General features: G+C 41.0%; 15 protein-coding genes. 10 read left to right on the forward strand and 5 right to left on the reverse strand.

Annotated features, from left to right (window positions below; translation table 11 throughout):
• The first annotated feature begins 84 nt into the window (after positions 1–84).
• The 6 genes from F968_RS15235 (at position 85) to tcuB (ending at position 7,185) form a co-directional block, all read left to right on the forward strand.
• The gene (locus F968_RS15235; RefSeq protein WP_004794399.1) at positions 85–1,014 is read left to right on the forward strand and encodes a LysR family transcriptional regulator; all 930 of its coding nucleotides are present in this window, start codon (positions 85–87) and stop codon (positions 1,012–1,014) included.
• 278 nt (positions 1,015–1,292) lie between these two features.
• Positions 1,293–2,603 (forward strand): MFS transporter, encoded by a 1,311-nt coding sequence (locus F968_RS15240; RefSeq protein WP_004794402.1) that lies wholly within the window; start codon positions 1,293–1,295, stop codon positions 2,601–2,603.
• Between the two features lie 93 nt (positions 2,604–2,696).
• Positions 2,697–3,491, forward strand: coding sequence for a substrate-binding domain-containing protein (locus tag F968_RS15245; RefSeq protein ID WP_004794404.1), 795 nt, complete (start codon positions 2,697–2,699; stop codon positions 3,489–3,491).
• A gap of 131 nt (positions 3,492–3,622) precedes the next feature.
• Complete coding sequence (locus tag F968_RS15250; RefSeq protein WP_004794406.1) at positions 3,623–4,552, forward strand: LysR family transcriptional regulator; 930 nt, start codon at positions 3,623–3,625, stop codon at positions 4,550–4,552.
• 103 nt (positions 4,553–4,655) lie between these two features.
• Positions 4,656–6,062 (forward strand): FAD-dependent tricarballylate dehydrogenase TcuA, encoded by a 1,407-nt coding sequence (tcuA, locus tag F968_RS15255; protein WP_004794407.1) that lies wholly within the window; start codon positions 4,656–4,658, stop codon positions 6,060–6,062.
• Positions 6,052–7,185, forward strand: coding sequence for a tricarballylate utilization 4Fe-4S protein TcuB (gene tcuB / locus F968_RS15260; RefSeq protein ID WP_004794409.1), 1,134 nt, complete (start codon positions 6,052–6,054; stop codon positions 7,183–7,185). Before tcuA ends, tcuB begins: the two co-directional genes overlap by 11 nt.
• Positions 7,186–7,262: 77 nt before the next feature.
• Here tcuB and F968_RS15265 read toward each other — a convergent pair whose 3' ends face one another.
• Positions 7,263–7,796 carry an HPP family protein gene (locus tag F968_RS15265; RefSeq protein WP_004794411.1) on the reverse strand — a complete coding sequence of 178 codons (534 nt, stop codon included), beginning with the start codon at positions 7,794–7,796 and terminating at the stop codon, positions 7,263–7,265.
• A 97-nt stretch (positions 7,797–7,893) separates the two neighbouring features.
• Here F968_RS15265 and F968_RS15270 point away from each other — a divergent pair, with 97 nt between their 5' ends.
• Both F968_RS15270 and F968_RS15275 read left to right on the forward strand, forming a co-directional pair.
• Positions 7,894–8,442 carry a TetR/AcrR family transcriptional regulator gene (locus F968_RS15270; protein WP_004794412.1) on the forward strand — a complete coding sequence of 183 codons (549 nt, stop codon included), beginning with the start codon at positions 7,894–7,896 and terminating at the stop codon, positions 8,440–8,442.
• 14 nt (positions 8,443–8,456) lie between these two features.
• Positions 8,457–9,116, forward strand: a complete 660-nt coding sequence (locus tag F968_RS15275; RefSeq protein ID WP_004794414.1) for a VOC family protein — start codon at positions 8,457–8,459, stop codon at positions 9,114–9,116.
• Between the two features lie 86 nt (positions 9,117–9,202).
• On the opposite strand, the gene F968_RS15280 is transcribed toward F968_RS15275, so the two are convergent.
• From F968_RS15280 to F968_RS15290, 3 genes are all read right to left on the reverse strand, one after another.
• Positions 9,203–10,432: a CaiB/BaiF CoA transferase family protein gene (locus tag F968_RS15280; protein ID WP_004794416.1), complete on the reverse strand. Its 1,230-nt coding sequence runs from the start codon at positions 10,430–10,432 to the stop codon at positions 9,203–9,205.
• A 52-nt stretch (positions 10,433–10,484) separates the two neighbouring features.
• A complete protein-coding gene (locus tag F968_RS15285) occupies positions 10,485–11,807 on the reverse strand; it encodes an MFS transporter (RefSeq protein WP_004794418.1) in 1,323 nt (440 codons plus the stop codon).
• Positions 11,808–12,033: 226 nt separating this feature from the next.
• Entirely contained in the window at positions 12,034–13,254 is a 1,221-nt protein-coding gene (locus F968_RS15290; RefSeq protein ID WP_004794420.1) for an acyl-CoA dehydrogenase, read from the reverse strand.
• Between the two features lie 246 nt (positions 13,255–13,500).
• On the opposite strand from F968_RS15290, the gene F968_RS15295 reads away from it, so the two are divergent.
• The gene (locus F968_RS15295) at positions 13,501–14,448 is read left to right on the forward strand and encodes a LysR substrate-binding domain-containing protein (RefSeq protein ID WP_004794422.1); all 948 of its coding nucleotides are present in this window, start codon (positions 13,501–13,503) and stop codon (positions 14,446–14,448) included.
• Positions 14,449–14,549: 101 nt separating this feature from the next.
• Here F968_RS15295 and F968_RS15300 read toward each other — a convergent pair whose 3' ends face one another.
• Positions 14,550–15,725, reverse strand: a complete 1,176-nt coding sequence (locus F968_RS15300; RefSeq protein WP_004794425.1) for a zinc-binding dehydrogenase — start codon at positions 15,723–15,725, stop codon at positions 14,550–14,552.
• 401 nt (positions 15,726–16,126) lie between these two features.
• Between F968_RS15300 and add the strand changes: the two genes are divergently transcribed.
• Positions 16,127–17,122, forward strand: coding sequence for an adenosine deaminase (gene add / locus F968_RS15305; protein ID WP_004794426.1), 996 nt, complete (start codon positions 16,127–16,129; stop codon positions 17,120–17,122).
• Positions 17,123–17,215 lie beyond the last annotated feature (93 nt).

The raw sequence follows: 17,215 nt of genomic DNA on the forward strand, positions 1-17,215 counted from the left end.
TTGCTGCTAATATTAAAATGCATGATAGATTTTCCAATCCTTCATATTTCTATAAATCAAGGATGATGAGCGAATACATTTATTATGGAAATCAAACAAATAAAATATTTTTTGACGGTGGTTGAAGCAGGCAGTATTGGTAAAGCTGCCCAAAAACTTGATGTTGGTGCTTCGGCCATTAGTCAGCAAATTAGTAAGCTAGAACAAGAGTTAAGCATTCGCTTATTACAGCGTAATGCTTTTGGTGTCACGCCTACACCCGCGGGTCTTGCCTTTTTAAAACACTCTCAACTTATTTTGCGTCAAGTAAACTTTGCCATAGATGCTGCGCATTCAGCACGGCTTTCAGGTCATGTCAGCCTTGGTTTTCCACCGACCATTACCGCTTTAATTGGCATCCCTTTAATGAAACTAATGTCTGAACGCTATCCAGACATTCGTCTAGAAATTGTGGAAACCTTGTCGGGCAACCTGATTCAGTCGATTAATTCACGTCAGCTTGATATTGCCATTATTTTTACCAATCAAATTGATAAACAGTGGTCGATACAACCTTTGGTACGCGAACAAATGTATTTAATGGCACGCAAAGAAGTGCTTGAAAAATACGGTCTTGCCGACTGTATCAAAAGTGGAATTATTCAGTCGCAGCAAATTGGTGATATTCCTTTAGTGTTGCCACGTCAGCGTCATAGCTTAAGAAAATTGCTTGAACACAAGATTGGGCAGCTTAATGTTGTCTATGAAATTGATGGTCTACACTTACTCATGGACAGCCTGATTCACCTTGACCTTGCAAGTGTTCGGCCCGGAAGTGCCTGTCTGCAAGAGTACAAACATAAGCTTCAATTACTAAAATTGATCGACCCTGAAGTTGAGCGAATCAATTACTTAGTGAGCCTTGCCGAAGAAGAATTATCACCTGCTGCACTCGCTGCCAAATCGGCAATTAAAGCCTGTGTGAAAGAGTTGATTCAAAACCAAATTTGGCCATGTTCTGAAATTATTTTATAAAGGGTCATTAATTTTATTAAATACCTAATTAATTTTGCCCTCTCACTCCCCCCTGCTGTTTGAGATTACATTTTCTTCTGAATGATAAGTGAATTTCTGTTTATCAAATTATAGATGTGTAGTTTGAACTGGAAACAAGGCATCACATTTTCTACGAAGGACCCCTTTAAATCTCATCTCTAACCCATGTGCTATTTAGGTTTATTGAATGAGTCGATTTAAAGCCCTCTATTGAAAATTGTGAATGTTTCCATTTTGTCAGGCCAAGGAGGTCTCCAATGGATGTCGTGAATAACCGTAGGGCTACTTTTAAAAAAATATTAAATGTAACGAGTGGCAACTTTTTAGAACAGTATGATTTTTTTCTTTTTGGTTTCTATGCCACTTATATCGCAGCGAAATTTTTCCACTCTGAAAATGAATATGTCTCTTTAATGATGACATTTACCGTGTTTGCTGCGGGCTTTCTTATGCGTCCTCTCGGCGCTATTTTCTTGGGCGCTTATGTCGACAGAGTTGGTCGACGTAAAGGTCTTATTGTGACTTTAAGCCTTATGGCAATCGGAACCATCTTAATTACCTTTGTACCGGGTTATGAAACCATCGGTATTATTGCGCCAATTTTGGTGGTGATTGGACGTCTATTACAAGGCTTCTCGGCAGGTGTTGAATCTGGTGGTGTATCGATTTATCTCGCTGAAATTGCAACGGATAAAAATCGTGGATTTATCACAAGCTGGCAATCTGGCAGCCAACAAATTGCAGTTGTATTTGCAGCATTACTTGGCTACTGGCTCAACACCATTTTAACTACTGCTCAAGTGGGTGAATGGGGCTGGCGTATTCCGTTCTTAATTGGATGTTTGATTATTCCTTTAATCTTCTTGTTCCGCCGTACCCTAGAAGAAACTGAAGACTTTAAAGCGCAAAAAACTCATCCATCGACCAAAGAAATTTTCAGCACGCTTGCGAGCAACTGGCGCATCGTACTTGCAGGCATGATGATGAGTGCCATGACCACAACCACGTTCTATTTCATTACGGTTTACACCACGGTGTATGCAAAACGTACTCTAGAAATGTCGGTAACGGATAGTCTTTTAGCAACCGTATTTGTGGGTTTATCAAATTTCTTCTGGTTACCAATGGGTGGCTTACTTTCAGACAAAATTGGTCGTCGTCCTGTTTTAGTCGGCATTACAACCCTTGCCATCTTTACAACTTATCCAGTTTTAAGCTGGTTGGTAAGCGACATTAGTTTTACCAATCTAATTATTACGCTTGCTTACTTCTCATTCTTCTTTGGTATGTACAACGGTACCATGGTCGCAACGCTTGCCGAAGTAATGCCAAAACGTGTTCGTACAGTTGGCTTCTCTTTAGCGTTTAGCCTTGCAGCCGCTATTTTTGGTGGTATGACACCAATGGCTTGTACTTACCTTGTCGAAAATACAGGTAACGCAAGTACCCCCGCTTTTTGGCTGATGTTAGCTGCGGTATGTAGCCTCATCTCAAGCCTGTATCTATGTCGCGGTTCTAAGCAAAAGAATGCAGACCCAATTGCTGAACCTGTAAAGGTTAGCGCTTAAAACAACAACTAACTACTTAACCTGAAATTTTAATGAACAGTACGGCACATGTTGCAGCCGTACTGTGTTCTCCTGTCATTAAAGCGAGATACTATGAAAAAGTCCCCTATCTTCATGACCATTTGCCTAGCTGGTGCTGGCTTAGGGTCGACATTTGCTAACGCAGATACGCTCGAAGTAATTAGCTCTGGCGGTTTCTATTCATCTATGGAAAAACTCATTCCAATATTTGAAAAGCAAACAGGTCACACGGTTCACCTTTCGTCTGGTTCATCAATGGGCGCATCGCCAACTGCAATTCCAAATCGACTCGATCGTGGCGAACATTTTGATGTGGTGGTGTTGGCTGCTCCTGAACTGAACAAGCTTGCAGAAAAAGGTTATGTAGACCCAAATTCCCAAAGTGCTTTAGTCAATTCAAGCATCGGCATGGCTGTACCTAAAGGTGCACCAAAACCAGATATTAGCTCTGCGGCAAAATTCGAAAAAGTTTTATTAAATGCTAAGCACATTGGTTATTCAGCAAGTGCGAGCGGTACGCATCTTGAAAAAGATGTTTTCCCAAGCTTCCCACCTGTCGAGTACAAAGTGATTTCTGGTAAAGCAGAAAAAGTGGTCGGTGACCGTGTTGCAAAACGTATTGCCGAAGGTCAGTTTGATATTGGTTTCCAGCAAATTAGTGAAATCAAACCTTTTGCCGGTCAATATGGTCAAGTTGATTTAGTCGGTCCAATTCCTGCGCCTTACCAGAAAGTCACTGTATTTGCAGCAGGCATTGGTAAAAACTCTGAACATGAAAAAGTCGCAAAAGAACTCATCAAATTTGTGAAGTCACCACAAGCAACACAAATTATTGAAGAACAGGGTCTGGAGCAGGTTAAACAATAAAAGCTCTAAAAGGCAACATCTTGAGGTGATGTTGCCTTTACTCCGTTAGTGGTTTACTCAGCGTAATAGAACAAAATGAATAGCAATAAACCAGTGTAGAATAACCAATAAAGGACAATGTAGTATTTGCCGTGGAACTCAAACAATTAAAGTATTTTATTGCGGTGATCGAGACAGGAAGCTTGGGTAAAGCTGCAAAAAATCTCGATATTGGAACTTCTGCATTAAGTCAGCAAATCTCAAAATTAGAAAGTGAGCTTTCTATTCGCCTTTTACAACGTACTGCTCTGGGTACGGTTCCCACCCCTGCAGGTTTAGCTTTTTTTCAACAAGTTCAACTGGCACTTAGACACTTAGACCATGCTGTAGATTCTGCACACTCCTCACGTTTAAGTGGTCATGTCACCGTCGGTTTTTCGCCAAGTGTCGCGTCGGTTATAGGCACCCACTTTTTAAAACTCATGAGAAACCGTTATCCCGACATTAAAGTCCGTCTCATTGAAGGCTTATCGGGTGACCTCAAGGCATTAGTTAATGCAAGGCAGCTCGATGTTGCCATCATCTTTAGTGACGATGTCGACCCTCAGTGGGCCATACAGCCTTTAGTCAAAGAACAAATGTTTTTAATCTCGCCTAAAGAAGTGCTGAGTCAGTACCACCTTGAAAGCTGCATAGACACTCAAACCATTACTCATTCACAGCTTAAAGAACTTCCGCTGATTTTACCGAGCCAAAGACATGGACTGCGCTTGTTGCTCGAACAGAAAATTCATCAACTTAAAGTGGCCTATGAAATTGATGGGCTACATTTGTTAATGGAAAGCATTAGCCAACTCGAAATGGCAACCATCCAACCTGCGGGTGCATCGTTAAACTCACGGCAAGACCTATGTTTACTACGTGTTGTAGAACCTGCCATTGAACGCATTAACTATTTAATTAGTCTGTCTGAAGAAGAACTCTCGCCTGCTACTTTAGCCACCAAAGTAGTGATTCGTGCTTGTGTGACTAACCTGATTAATGAAAAGCGTTGGCCCGGTGCGAAACTCATAAACACTTAAGCGTTTAGTGTTTATTTTTACTAAATACCCATTCAAGTTTAGCCTCTCACTTCACATTTCCTTTTAAAGCTACATTAGCCCTAGCTGAGAAAGGGAGAAATCCATGCATGATGTGATTGTAATTGGTGGTGGGAATGCCGCACTGTGTGCCGCGCTCACGGCAAAAGAAAGTGGCGCGTCTGTGCTTGTCATAGAAGCAGCACCTAAAGAATGGCGTGGTGGTAACTCACAACACACTCGTAACCTTCGCTGCATGCATGATGCTCCTCAAGATGTATTGGTCGATGCCTACCCTGAAGAAGAATATTGGCAAGACCTACTTAAAGTGACTGCGGGCAAAACCAATGAGCACTTAGCTCGTCTCGTTATTCGTAGCACGGCGACCTGTCGTGACTGGATGCGTAAACATGGTGTGAATTTTCAGCCACCACTATCGGGTGCTTTACATGTTGCACGTACCAACGCCTTTTTTATGGGTGGTGGTAAAGCCCTCATTAATGCGTATTACCGAAGTGCCCAAGAGCTTGGCATTGAGATTTTATACAACACAAAAATTAAAGATCTAAAGTTAAACCAAGGACATTTTGAAGCTGCAATTGCGGAAGATGGCCGTGTGTTTAAAGCGAAAAGCTGTGTATTGGCCGCAGGTGGTTTTGAGTCAAATCTGGAATGGTTAAGAGAAGCATGGGGACAAAATGAAAACGGCGAATGGCCTGCCGATAATTTCATTATTCGCGGAACCCGCTTTAATCAAGGCAACTTACTTAAATTTATGATAGATCAAGGCGCCGATATTATTGGTGACCCATCACAATCGCACTGCGTCGCTGTAGATGCACGAGCACCGTTATACGACGGTGGCATCTGCACCCGTATTGACTGCGTTTCACTAGGAGTTGTGGTCAATAACAAAGCCGAACGTTTTTACGATGAAGGCGAAGACTTCTGGCCAAAACGTTATGCGATTTGGGGCCGCCTTGTTGCCAAACAACCGCAGCAAATTGCCTATTCGATTATCGACTCAAAAGCCATTGGTCGCTTTATGCCACCCGTGTTTGCGGGTGTAAAAGCAAATAGCATTCAAGAACTGGCCGAAAAAATCGGGCTAGATGTAAAAACCTTCTGTCACACCGTAGAAAAATTTAATCAAGCCTGTGTACAAGGCACCTTTAACCATACCATTTTAGATGACTGCACCACCGAAAATATTGTTCCCAACAAGACCCATTGGGCCGTTCCTCTCGATCGCCCACCGTTCTATGCCTATGCACTTAAACCCGGCATTACCTTTACCTATTTAGGCTTAAAGGTCGAAGACGATGCTGCGGTACGTTTTAACAATAAAGCCAGCCGCAACCTGTTTGTGGCAGGTGAAATGATGGCAGGGAACGTACTCGGTCAGGGTTATACCGCAGGCGTTGGTATGTCGATTGGCACGACGTTTGGACGCATTGCCGGAAAAAATGCAGCCCACTATGCACTTTCACAAGGAGTTGAACATGAATGCTAGTACTAAAGCCCTAATTCCAGTTGTTCAGCTCTCTGACCATGAGCAGGAAGTTCAAAGAGCGCTACAGATTTGTAATGCTTGTCGTTACTGTGAGTCTTTTTGTGCTGTATTTGCGGCCATGACCAAGCGTCTTGAGTTTAATCAAGCCGATATTCATTACCTCGCAAACCTGTGCCATAACTGTGGTGCATGTTTACACGCTTGCCAATATGCCCCGCCACATGAGTTTGGTGTAAACATTCCAAAAGCAATGGCGCAAGTACGTTTGGAAACTTACCAAGAGTTTGCGACACCTCAACCACTAGGCCGACTTTATAAGTCTGTCGGGATTCCTTTTGTTTCTGCGTTATCACTCATTTTCTTTTTATGCATGTTAGCTGTGGTGTGGTACAAAGGCACCGACCTGTTTGCAGGCTACCAAGGTAATTTCTATGCGATTTTCCCGCATAACTTTTTAGCGCTACTGTTTGGAGCGACCTTTACAGTTGCTATTGTTTTGCTTGGTATCGGGATTAGTAAATTCTGGCGACAAACATCTAAAGTCATTCATGGCAAAGTTGAGAAACCAGACCTTATTCAAGCCTCTCAAAATGTATTAACACTTAAATATTTAGACGGTGGACATGGCAAAGGCTGTAATGAACAAGATGATCGTTACACACAAATCCGCCGCGTGTTCCATCACCTGACTTTTTATGGTTTTATGCTCTGCTTTGCAGCCACGGGTGTAGCGACTTTATATCACTATTTCCTTAACCTGCATGCGCCTTACCCTATCTTTAGCTTCCCTGTTATTTTAGGTACGTTGGGTGGGTTTGGCTTAGTGATTGGACCATCTGGCTTGCTTTATTTAAACCTTAAACGTCATCCATTACATGGTGACCGCGAGCAGAAACCTGTAGATCGAGGCTTTATTTTCCTTTTAATTTTAGTCAGTGCTTCAGGCTTAGTTCTTATGGCATTTCGCAATACCCCTTACATGGCACTTTTACTGATTTTCCATTTAGCCACGGTCATGACGTTTTTTATTACCATGCCATTTGGAAAGTTCGCACATGGTTTTTACCGCAGCGCTTCTTTACTCAAATTTGCCATCGAAGAACGTATTTCTAAGAAATCATAAGTTCACTCAAAAGTATTCACTATCTTGGCGTAGTGAATACTTTCATTTTTTTAAGCTCAAAATACTTCATACCTTGCCTACTTTTTACTATTTAAAATTCCCAAGCCATACATTGGCCACTTGGTACTCGCTTTAATGTTATTAATCAGCATCGCTACCAAAACTAAAGACACTGCACCGAGCAAAACAGGGAAAATTAGAAAACTCCACTGGTAATGTATGCTGCTTGCGGTGAGTAAAATAACTAAAGGATTGGCCCCAGCAGGTGGATGAACGCATTTAAACACTTGCATGAGCGCAATTGCGCAGCCCACTGATAAAGCAATTGTAAAAATAGAAACACCAACAAATTTTAGAAAAAACAAACCTACAAAAGCCGAAATAAGATGCCCAAATATAATATTTCTCGGCTGTGCCAAAGGTGACTGCGACACGGTATAGAGCAATACACAGGTCGCACCAAACGGCGCCATGATAAAGATATTGTGTGTGAGCTTACTCAACCACAGAAGTATAAAAATACTGAGCGTACCTCCAATAAGACTTCTTAAAACATCAACTTTACTGGGCGATGGAGCCAGTTTTTCTTTGCCATAAAAGATCGAGAACATGATTTTTTCCTCAAACAAAAATTTGCTTTTTAAAAAGCATATAGATAAAATTTCAAATAGTACAGATCTGTACTATTTTATTTTTTGGAAAAGACACATGTCAAAATCTGCCTTAAAAATATTAGATACAGCCGAGAAGTTATTTAATGAAAATAGTTTTGTCGGGGTTGGCGTTGATTTGATTCGCGATGAATCTGGTTGCTCTAAAACCACCATGTACACCTACTATAAAAATAAAAATCAACTGGTTAAGTCTGTACTCGTTGCTCGTGATGAACGGTTTAAGCAAAGCCTTTTGGGCTATGTGGGAAATGCAACAGGATTAGAAGCCATCAATAAAATTCTGGATTGGCACACCAATTGGTTTAGACAAGATTTTTTTAAAGGCTGTTTATTTGTACGAGCGGTCGCTGAATCGAACCAAGATGATCAAGACATTATTTCTATTTCTAAAGCCCATAAACAATGGATTAAAGTACTGATTGCGCAAAACTGCAATATACCGAATGGTGAAGCTTTATCTGAGCTGATCTATACGGTGATTGAAGGATTAATTAGCCGCTTTTTAGTCGATGGCTTCGATGAGGCCCTTGCAATAAATATGAAAAATTCAATTAATCAATTATTTAATATTCATCAACATTAGTATGAGAACTTAAAATGGAAGTTGACCATATTTTTATTTGTGTAAAACCAGAAGCTCCTGAAGCTGAAACTTTAAAAAAATTTGGTCTAACAGAAGGTTCATCAAACAAGCACCCAGGTCAAGGTACAGAAAACAGACGCTTTTTCTTTAAAAATAGCTTTATCGAGTTAATCTTTTTAAATAACCCAGAAGAAGCCTCAAGTGATCTCACCAAACCGACTCTGCTTTTTGAGCGACTAAGTACTCAAAATAATATCGCATCCCCTTTTGGTATTTGTTTTCGCCCTAAAAATAAAGAAGATAACAGTGCAAAATTTCCTAACTGGGTGTACAAGCCAAGCTATTTACCAACCAGCTTAGAAGTCAATGTTGCCAAAGATTCTGTGGTATCTGAACCGATGTGGTTCTTCCTTTCATTTGCTTCACGACCAGACCTTGCCGCAAAAGAAAAACAACAACCACTTGTGCATAGCAAAGATTTATCGGAAATCACCACAATTAAGGTTTCTATTCCAAACCTTGAAGAGCACCCGACTTCATTACTGTTCAATACAGTTGATAATTTTGAAGTGACAGATGGATCAGAACATTTAATGGAAATTAGTTTTGATCATGAGTCTCAAGGAATGATTCATGATTTCAGACCAGAGCTGCCGCTTATTTTTAAATATTAAAACTATTATTTTCTAATAAAAAAACTGTGATTTATTGCAAATCACAGTTTTTATTTAAATTGAATCACATTAAAAACGACAATGCCCTAAGCAATTTTCCCATCAATAATGCCCTTTTCCTTTAACGCGGCGAGTTCTTCTGCTGTTTTAAATCTCGATAAGATTTGAGCAGTATGTTCACCTAACTCTGGCGGTGCGTGATGATATTCAACTGGAGTATCAGACAGCTTGATTGGTGAGCCTATGGTTTGGAAGTTTTCATTTAAACGATGAGGAATATTCACCACCAAATTGCGATGCACGATTTGTGGTTCAGCCAAGGCATCTTCAATAGAGTTGATAACACCTACGGGTACTTTAAGCGCATGAATCATGTCGACCCATTCTTTGGCGGTTTTCTCTAAAAAGTGCTTCGACAATAAAGGAATCAGTTCATCTCGATATTTTACGCGGTCTTGGTTGCGCACAAACTTTTCATTTTCGAGTAACTCTGGATAACCAATCGCAACACACAAATCTTTAAACTGTTTGTCGTTACCGCAAGCAATAATAAACTCTTTATCTTTAGCCTTAAAAGTTTGATACGGCACAATGCTTGGGTGTTGATTGCCCATACGCTGTGGGGCTTTACCTGAAGCTAAATAGTTCATTCCCTGATTTGCCAGTGCCCCGACCTGCACATCAAGGAGTGACATATCAATATATTGACCACGTCCCGTGTGCGACCGTGCAATCAAGGCAGCTTGAATGGCAATGGTGGAATACAATCCAGTTTGAATATCTACCACAGCTACGCCAACCTTTTGCGCACCACCACCTGCCACATCATCAGGCTCGCCAGTAATGCTCATCAGACCTGACATACCTTGAATAATAAAATCATAACCGGGTTCTTCTGCACGTGGGCCATCTTGCCCAAACCCAGTAATCGAGCAATACACAATGTTCGGGTTTAACTCACTTAAGGAAGCATAGTCCAAACCATATTTAGCCAAAGACCCTGTTTTATAATTTTCAATCACCACATCGGCAGTCTTGGCAATTTCATAAATTAAAGCCTGACCTTCGGGTGTAGTAATGTCCACCGCAACTGAATATTTATTGCGGTTGGTACACTGAAAATAGCCAGATTCACGAGTCATGTTTCCATCTTGATCGGGCATCCATGGTGGCCCCCACATGCGGGTGTCATCACCGACTCGAGGGCGTTCAATTTTAATGACTTCCGCGCCAAGGTCTGCCAAGATCTGTCCGCACCAAGGCCCTGCAAGCACACGACTTAAATCTAAAACCCGAATTCCTTGTAATGCACCCATAACGATACCCTTATCTTTTTAGAAGGTACTCAACGCACCTTCTTGTCATTGTTTATGATTGTTTTTGCGGATCGTACTGACGATCTTTAATAAATAAGCCCGGCAATACACCCGCAACAAAATACGCAGCACCCATCACAATAAAGGCCATGGTAAACGTCCCACCCGATGCCAAGAAACCAATGGTGGCTGGTGCAATCGCAGCCCCGACACGACCAATGTTATAAGCACCACCAATGGCCGTTCCGCGCACATCGGTTGAAAAACTTTCAGCCATATAAGTCGCGTTCACACCGTATGGAATGCCATATAAGAAGCCAAAAGTGATCAATAAATACAAAATGTTGTCAGGGGTATTGAAGAAAATAATGATTGGTAAAAACACGGCGCTGGCAATTGTTCCAAAAACAAATACAGCACGGCGGTTAAATTTGTCTGCAAGATAACCCGCTAAAATTTTGCCTAGAATCATCGCGGTATATGAACCCACCATATAACTGGTTAAGTTTTTAAAGTTCATATGCACTTCTGTTTCTAAATAACTTGGCATCCAGTTGTTAATGCCGTAATAACCAAACTGCAAGAAAAATGCTGTGGTCATCCACAACAAAAACATTTTGCGGTGTTTAAAGTTATTAAAAATTTGCTTATAAATACTGCCACTTTTCGGCGTTTCAGCCATGACTATTTCTTTAGGTTGTCTGTTGCCTTGTAAGCTTTCAATTTTGGTGAGCTGCCAAGATTTTGGCTCTGGCACAAATCGTTGTAGGAAAATATTTACAAAAGCAGGCACCACGGTCAGGAAGAATAAAACACGCCAGCCATGATCTGGAATAATTGCCCCTGCTAATAGCGTCGCAGCAATATAACCTACAGTCTGACCCGTCTGTAACGTGCCCAAGACCGTTGTACGGTAAGTGGTGGGTACATATTCAGCCATTAAGGTATTACAGGCCATATAGAGTGCTCCAATACCCAAAGCACCAATAAAACGTAAGGCCATAAATTGCTCGAAGCTTTGCGTAAAACCCAATAAGCAGGTCGCTACCGAAAAGAAGGTTACCGAGTTGGCAATGGTTCGTACACGGCCAAACTTGTCACATGCCCAGCCACCCAAAATACCGCCAATACCCATGCCTGCTAAAGAAGCACTACCTAATGCCCCCGCTTGAAAGGTACTTAAACCAAACTCTGCCTTTAAACTGGTCAAGCTATAAGACAGCAGCATAATATCAATGCCATCGACCACCATCGCAAAATAGGCAAATAACAACGCCCATTTCCATGTATTTGGTCCAATCTTTTCATATGTTCCAAGGTTACTTGGAAATGTAGTTCTCAACTCTTTCGATATTACTTGAACGTCATTGTTCATCTTTAGTTCCTCATTTTCCCAAATGAGTCATCGATAGCCTACTTATGTTTTCTGTATGACTTAATCTTCTATATTTTCATCATCTTACATTTGGTTTTAAGTACACAGAGGCACATCTTTACATGAGTATCCTTACGATGAATCTTGTCATTTTCCATAAATTTTTGCGTAAAAATCCCTAAAGGTGCTCTCGAAAGAACACCTTGATCTTTTAAAAATTAATGAGTTAGTTACTAAATGCGGCAATGCCTGTTTGTGCACGACCTAAAATCAAAGCATGAACATCATGTGTGCCTTCATAGGTATTTACGACTTCAAGGTTAACCAAATGGCGTGCTACGCCGAATTCGTCACTAATGCCGTTTCCACCCATCATGTCACGTGCCATGCGGGCAATATCAAGCGCCTTTCCACAGTTATTACGCTTGATTAGAGATGTACCTTCAACAGATGCAATCCCTTCATCTTTCATACGACCAAAACGTAATGCCACTTGCAAACCTAATGCAATTTCAGTTTGCATATCAGCCAATTTCTTTTGAATTAACTGATTTGCAGCCAACGGACGACCAAATTGTTTACGGTCCATGGTGTATTGATGTGCTGTATGCCAGCAGAACTCGGCAGCACCCATTGCACCCCATGCAATCCCATAGCGGGCGCTATTTAGACAAGTAAATGGGCCTTTTAAACCTCGAATTTCAGGGAACGCATTCTCTTCAGGTACAAAAACGTTATCCATTACAATTTCACCTGTAATCGAGGCACGTAAACCGACTTTGCCATGAATGGCAGGCGCAGTTAAACCTTCCCAGCCCTTTTCTAAAATGAAGCCTCGAATATCACCGACATTGCCTTCAGCAGAAACCTCTTTTGCCCAGACTACAAATACATCTGCAATTGGACTATTGGTAATCCACATTTTTGCGCCAGTTAAACGATAACCCCCATCAACTTTTTTAGCACGGGTAATCATACTGCCCGGGTCCGAGCCATGATCAGGTTCAGTCAAACCAAAACAGCCAATGTATTCACCCGTAGCTAGTTTAGGTAAGTACTTCTGCTTTTGCTCTTCGGTACCAAATTCATGAATCGGAACCATCACCAATGAGCTTTGCACGCTCGCCATAGAGCGGTAGCCCGAGTCGACATATTCAATTTCACGTGCAACCAAGCCATAACTCACATAGTTCAAACCCGCACCGCCGTATTGCTCAGGAATGGTTGGACCAAGTAAGCCAAGCTCTCCCATTTCACGAAAAATAGATGGATCAGTTGTTTCATGACGAAATTGTTCAAGTACACGGGGTTGCAAACGTTCTTGGCAATAGGCATGAGCTGCATCACGAATCATGCGCTCATCTGGGCTAAGCTGTTGCTCAATTAAAAATGGGTCTTGCCAGTTAAATTGAACTTTTGCTTTTTTTGTTGTCACCATGTGATTCATCGCATCCTCTGCTTGATTTGATCTTCTTTATTTAACTCGATGTTATGCGTGAAAAATGCAGTAATCAAACGATAAATCTTCATGCAGATATGCGACTTACGCATATCTAAAATATGACGCGTTAAATTTAGATATTTAATTCGTTGTATTTCATTAAAAATGGCTTATTTTTATACTAAACTTTGATATCTGCATTTAGGTCATATGCTGTTTTGAAATATGACGAAAAATAAAAGGATTTTATGTATGCGAAGAAGCATCCCGTCTATTCAGGGCCTGATTTGCTTTGAAAGTGCAGCAAAACATCTAAGTTATACCTATGCTGCACAAGAGTTATGTATTACCCAAAGCGCGGTCTCTCGCCAAATTCAACAGTTAGAAGACTTCTTAGGCGTTGAACTTTTTATACGTACTCGGCATGGCGTTGAACTCACCATTGCAGGTCAGCAGTATTTTAAAAGTATTAAGCCCTACTTATTAGGTTTAGAGAAATGTACAGCCGATGTGATTTCTCATAAAGGTTTAGGTGGAACATTAAAGCTAGGTGTCGTTCCTACCTTTGCAACGCGCTGGCTGTTACCCAAACTTCATCTTTTAAATCAGAAACACCCTGAAATTACGGTTCACTTAGAAACCAGTACCAAGCCTTTTTTATTTAACGACAATATTTTTGATGCTGCTATTTTTGCAGGTACGCAGCAGCAAATTGACCATTGGCCCAGCATACAAGCACATTATTTAATGGATGAAGAAATTGTACCTGTGTGCTCACCAAAACTGATCGAAAAGTATTTTCCAGATGCGGTGATGATCAATGAAAATACCTATGATTTAAGCTGCGAGGATTTGCTAAAAATTCCCCTACTACAACAAACCACTCGGCCTAGCATTTGGCAAGAATGGTTTCTGACTCATCAGATGCAGCACCCGAAGCCTTTTGATGGACAACGTCATGAGTTATTTTCAATGCTTGCGGTTGCTGCCAGTCATGACATGGGAATGGCTCTAATTCCGCAAATGTTGATTGAGTCTGAACTACAAAAAAAAGAGTTGGTGATTGTTTCCAATAAAAAACTAAAAGGCAGCCGAAAGTACTATCTCATTCACTCAAGCCAAGACATAACTCCAACTATTCAGAAATTTGTTGACTGGATTTACCAAGAACTAGAACAACTAAAGAGCAATACAAATTAGCTGAGCAGGTTTTACTTATGCTCAATATTGCGATCTATACTCATAAAAAAGGTTGTGATTAATGAGATCACAACCTTTTATTATGCATAAATGACTTTGAATTAATGACTCATTAATTGAATGTCTGAACCATTACGTTTCGGGTCAATCAAGATTTTGGCATGCTGTTCAGGGTCACGTAACGCTTCAAATGCATTGGTAACTCCTTCTAAGCCAACAACACCGGTAATGAGCGGTGAGCAATTCACTTTACCTTCTGCAATCATGTGTAGTGCATCTCTAAACTCAAGCGGTGTATAGCCCAACACAAACTGAATTTCTAGCTCTTTATTAATTGCAAGTGCGGGTTCAATTTTGTCACTTTGCATGCACACGCCCACCCCAACAATTCGGGAAAACAAAGGTGCACCTTCAATAATTTGCTGCAAAACACCCGGTACGCCGACACATTCAAAAATAACAGGACGTTTTGGCAGAGCACCCAATTTATCAATCATGCGCCATCCATGCCACCAAGGTAAGCGAGTCGCTTGTAACTTATCAAACAGTCCCATGCCCATGTTAATGGCATCAGAAACGTTACCAAGCAAACCAAATTCTTTCCAGTTAGCAAATGGTGATGTTTCTTTAGGGTCTACCACAATATCGGCACCGCATTGCTCGGCAAGCTTACGGCGGTTTGGTGAAAAGTCACTGGCAACTACGGTTTTAACGCCAGCCGCTTTAAGCATTAATATGACACCTAGCCCAACAGGACCACAGCCAATCACAATAGCAGGCTCACTGGTTTTCACACGGCTACGGCGAACGGCATGCAATGCAACCGCCATAGGTTCAGTCATGGCGGCGCTATCAGCATCCAAGCCATTGGGTACTTCAAACATCAAGCTCGATTGAGCCAATACTTGCTCGGCATAACCACCAGATGCATTTGGTGAAAGCCCTGTAGACAAATAACCATGCTGATCTACATTTAAAAGAGGCATTGCACAAACGAGTGTATCGGCTTTGAATTTATGACGTGTTTTTGGACCGTAGTCTAAAATCTTGCCACAAAACTCATGACCCAGTACAAATGGGTCTGTAGACTTCGCTAAACCATGAAACCCAACACGTGCAGCCAAATCATGCATGTGGTCGCAGTGGTGCTGCATATGCAAATCAGAGCCACAGATCCCACATCGCACCACCTCTAACAAAACCTGCCCTTTTGCAGGCGTTAATTTCGGTTGGTCTACGACTTGCAATTTTGCTTGATGACAAAGTACCGACTTCATTTGAGCGCTTCCTATTTCTTCTTTTTCATTTACTTGCCAGAAATAGATTTCTACAGATAAATTAATCGCTTTATCAGTTTGGTCTTTAGCAAGCCTTTATTCATCTTTACAACTAAAAAGCAAAATACCAATGACCATTCTTCAGCCAATCTATTGTTGAAGAGTCAACAAAAACAGGCGCAGCGAAATTAAAAACAATAAAAATCTTGGTGCTTGTATCTTACACAGACTGCGTTGTCTTCTTAGGCCAGAAGAATGTCATCAAAATTAAAACTTATACAAATATAGTAAGTTCAAAAAACTCAACTCAACGCTTTTCACAAAAACATAGCAAATCCAAACTTTTATCAGCAGTCCTAAACAGGCATGATGAATTAATACGAACAGATAAGAAGAAGGCTATGATTACAAAAACGCTCCCCCTTACAGATATACACCGCCATCTTGATGGCAACATCCGCATTCAAACCATTTTAGAATTGGGCCAACAATACAATTTAGATTTACCTGCTTACGACATTGAAACGTTACGACCACACGTACAAGTTATGGATAACCAACCAGACTTATTAAGTTTTTTATCTAAGCTCGACTGGGGCGTAAAAGTATTAGCGAGTTTAGATGCCTGCAAACGTATTGCATTTGAAAACATGCAAGATGCAGCACAACAAGGTCTGGACTATGTAGAACTACGTTTTTCACCAGGTTATATGGGAATGACACATCAACTTCCACTTGAAGGCGTTGTTGAAGCAGTTATTGCGGGTGTAAAAGAAGGTAGTCAAGCTTACGGGGTAAAAGCGAATTTAATTGGCATTATGAGCCGTACTTTTGGTCAGGAAGCTTGCGAAAAAGAATTAAATGCCCTACTTGCCCATAAAAATGATATTAAAGCACTGGATCTTGCTGGAGATGAGCTTGGTTTTCCGGGCAATTTATTTATTGATCACTTTAAAAAAGCACGTGATGCAGGTTGGCACATTACGGTACATGCAGGAGAAGCTGCTGGCCCAGAAAGTATTTGGCAAGCTATTGAAGAATTAGGTGCTGAACGAATTGGACATGGTGTTAAAGCAGTTCAAGATTTAAAACTTTTAGATTATTTAGCTAAACATGAGATTGGTATTGAGTCTTGCTTAACCTCAAACATTCAAACCAACACAGTGCCTTCTTTAGCAGAACACCCATTAAAGACTTTTTTAGAACATGGTGTACTTGCCACCATTAATACAGATGACCCAGCAGTAGAAGGTATTGAGATACAACATGAATATTTAACTGCTGCCCCATTAGCTGGTTTAAGCCCTGAGCAAATTTATACAGCTCAAGAAAATGGACTTAAAATCGCATTTTTACCTGATCAAGAAAAGGATGAGTTAAAGCAGAAATATCAATAACAGAGAACAGAGAACAGAGAACAGAGAACAGAGAACAGAGAACAGAGAACAGAGAACAGAGAACAGAGAACAGAGAACAGAGAACAGAGAACA

It is taken from the genome of Acinetobacter sp. NIPH 817 (assembly GCF_000368405.1).
In the GTDB taxonomy this organism is placed as follows: domain Bacteria; phylum Pseudomonadota; class Gammaproteobacteria; order Pseudomonadales; family Moraxellaceae; genus Acinetobacter.

Excerpts from the sequence above, each read along its gene's own strand:
- F968_RS15295 (WP_004794422.1), top strand. The coding sequence starts at position 13,501 with ATGCGAAGAAGCATCCCGTCTATTCAGGGCCTGATTTGCTTTGAAAGT.
- F968_RS15290 (WP_004794420.1), bottom strand. The coding sequence starts at position 13,254 with ATGAATCACATGGTGACAACAAAAAAAGCAAAAGTTCAATTTAACTGG.
- F968_RS15245 (WP_004794404.1), top strand. The coding sequence starts at position 2,697 with ATGAAAAAGTCCCCTATCTTCATGACCATTTGCCTAGCTGGTGCTGGC.
- tcuB (WP_004794409.1), top strand. The coding sequence starts at position 6,052 with ATGAATGCTAGTACTAAAGCCCTAATTCCAGTTGTTCAGCTCTCTGAC.
- F968_RS15240 (WP_004794402.1), top strand. The coding sequence starts at position 1,293 with ATGGATGTCGTGAATAACCGTAGGGCTACTTTTAAAAAAATATTAAAT.
- F968_RS15285 (WP_004794418.1), bottom strand. The coding sequence starts at position 11,807 with ATGAACAATGACGTTCAAGTAATATCGAAAGAGTTGAGAACTACATTT.
- F968_RS15275 (WP_004794414.1), top strand. The coding sequence starts at position 8,457 with ATGGAAGTTGACCATATTTTTATTTGTGTAAAACCAGAAGCTCCTGAA.
- add (WP_004794426.1), top strand. The coding sequence starts at position 16,127 with ATGATTACAAAAACGCTCCCCCTTACAGATATACACCGCCATCTTGAT.
- F968_RS15280 (WP_004794416.1), bottom strand. The coding sequence starts at position 10,432 with ATGGGTGCATTACAAGGAATTCGGGTTTTAGATTTAAGTCGTGTGCTT.
- F968_RS15300 (WP_004794425.1), bottom strand. The coding sequence starts at position 15,725 with ATGAAGTCGGTACTTTGTCATCAAGCAAAATTGCAAGTCGTAGACCAA.
- tcuA (WP_004794407.1), top strand. The coding sequence starts at position 4,656 with ATGCATGATGTGATTGTAATTGGTGGTGGGAATGCCGCACTGTGTGCC.
- F968_RS15270 (WP_004794412.1), top strand. The coding sequence starts at position 7,894 with ATGTCAAAATCTGCCTTAAAAATATTAGATACAGCCGAGAAGTTATTT.
- F968_RS15265 (WP_004794411.1), bottom strand. The coding sequence starts at position 7,796 with ATGTTCTCGATCTTTTATGGCAAAGAAAAACTGGCTCCATCGCCCAGT.
- F968_RS15235 (WP_004794399.1), top strand. The coding sequence starts at position 85 with ATGGAAATCAAACAAATAAAATATTTTTTGACGGTGGTTGAAGCAGGC.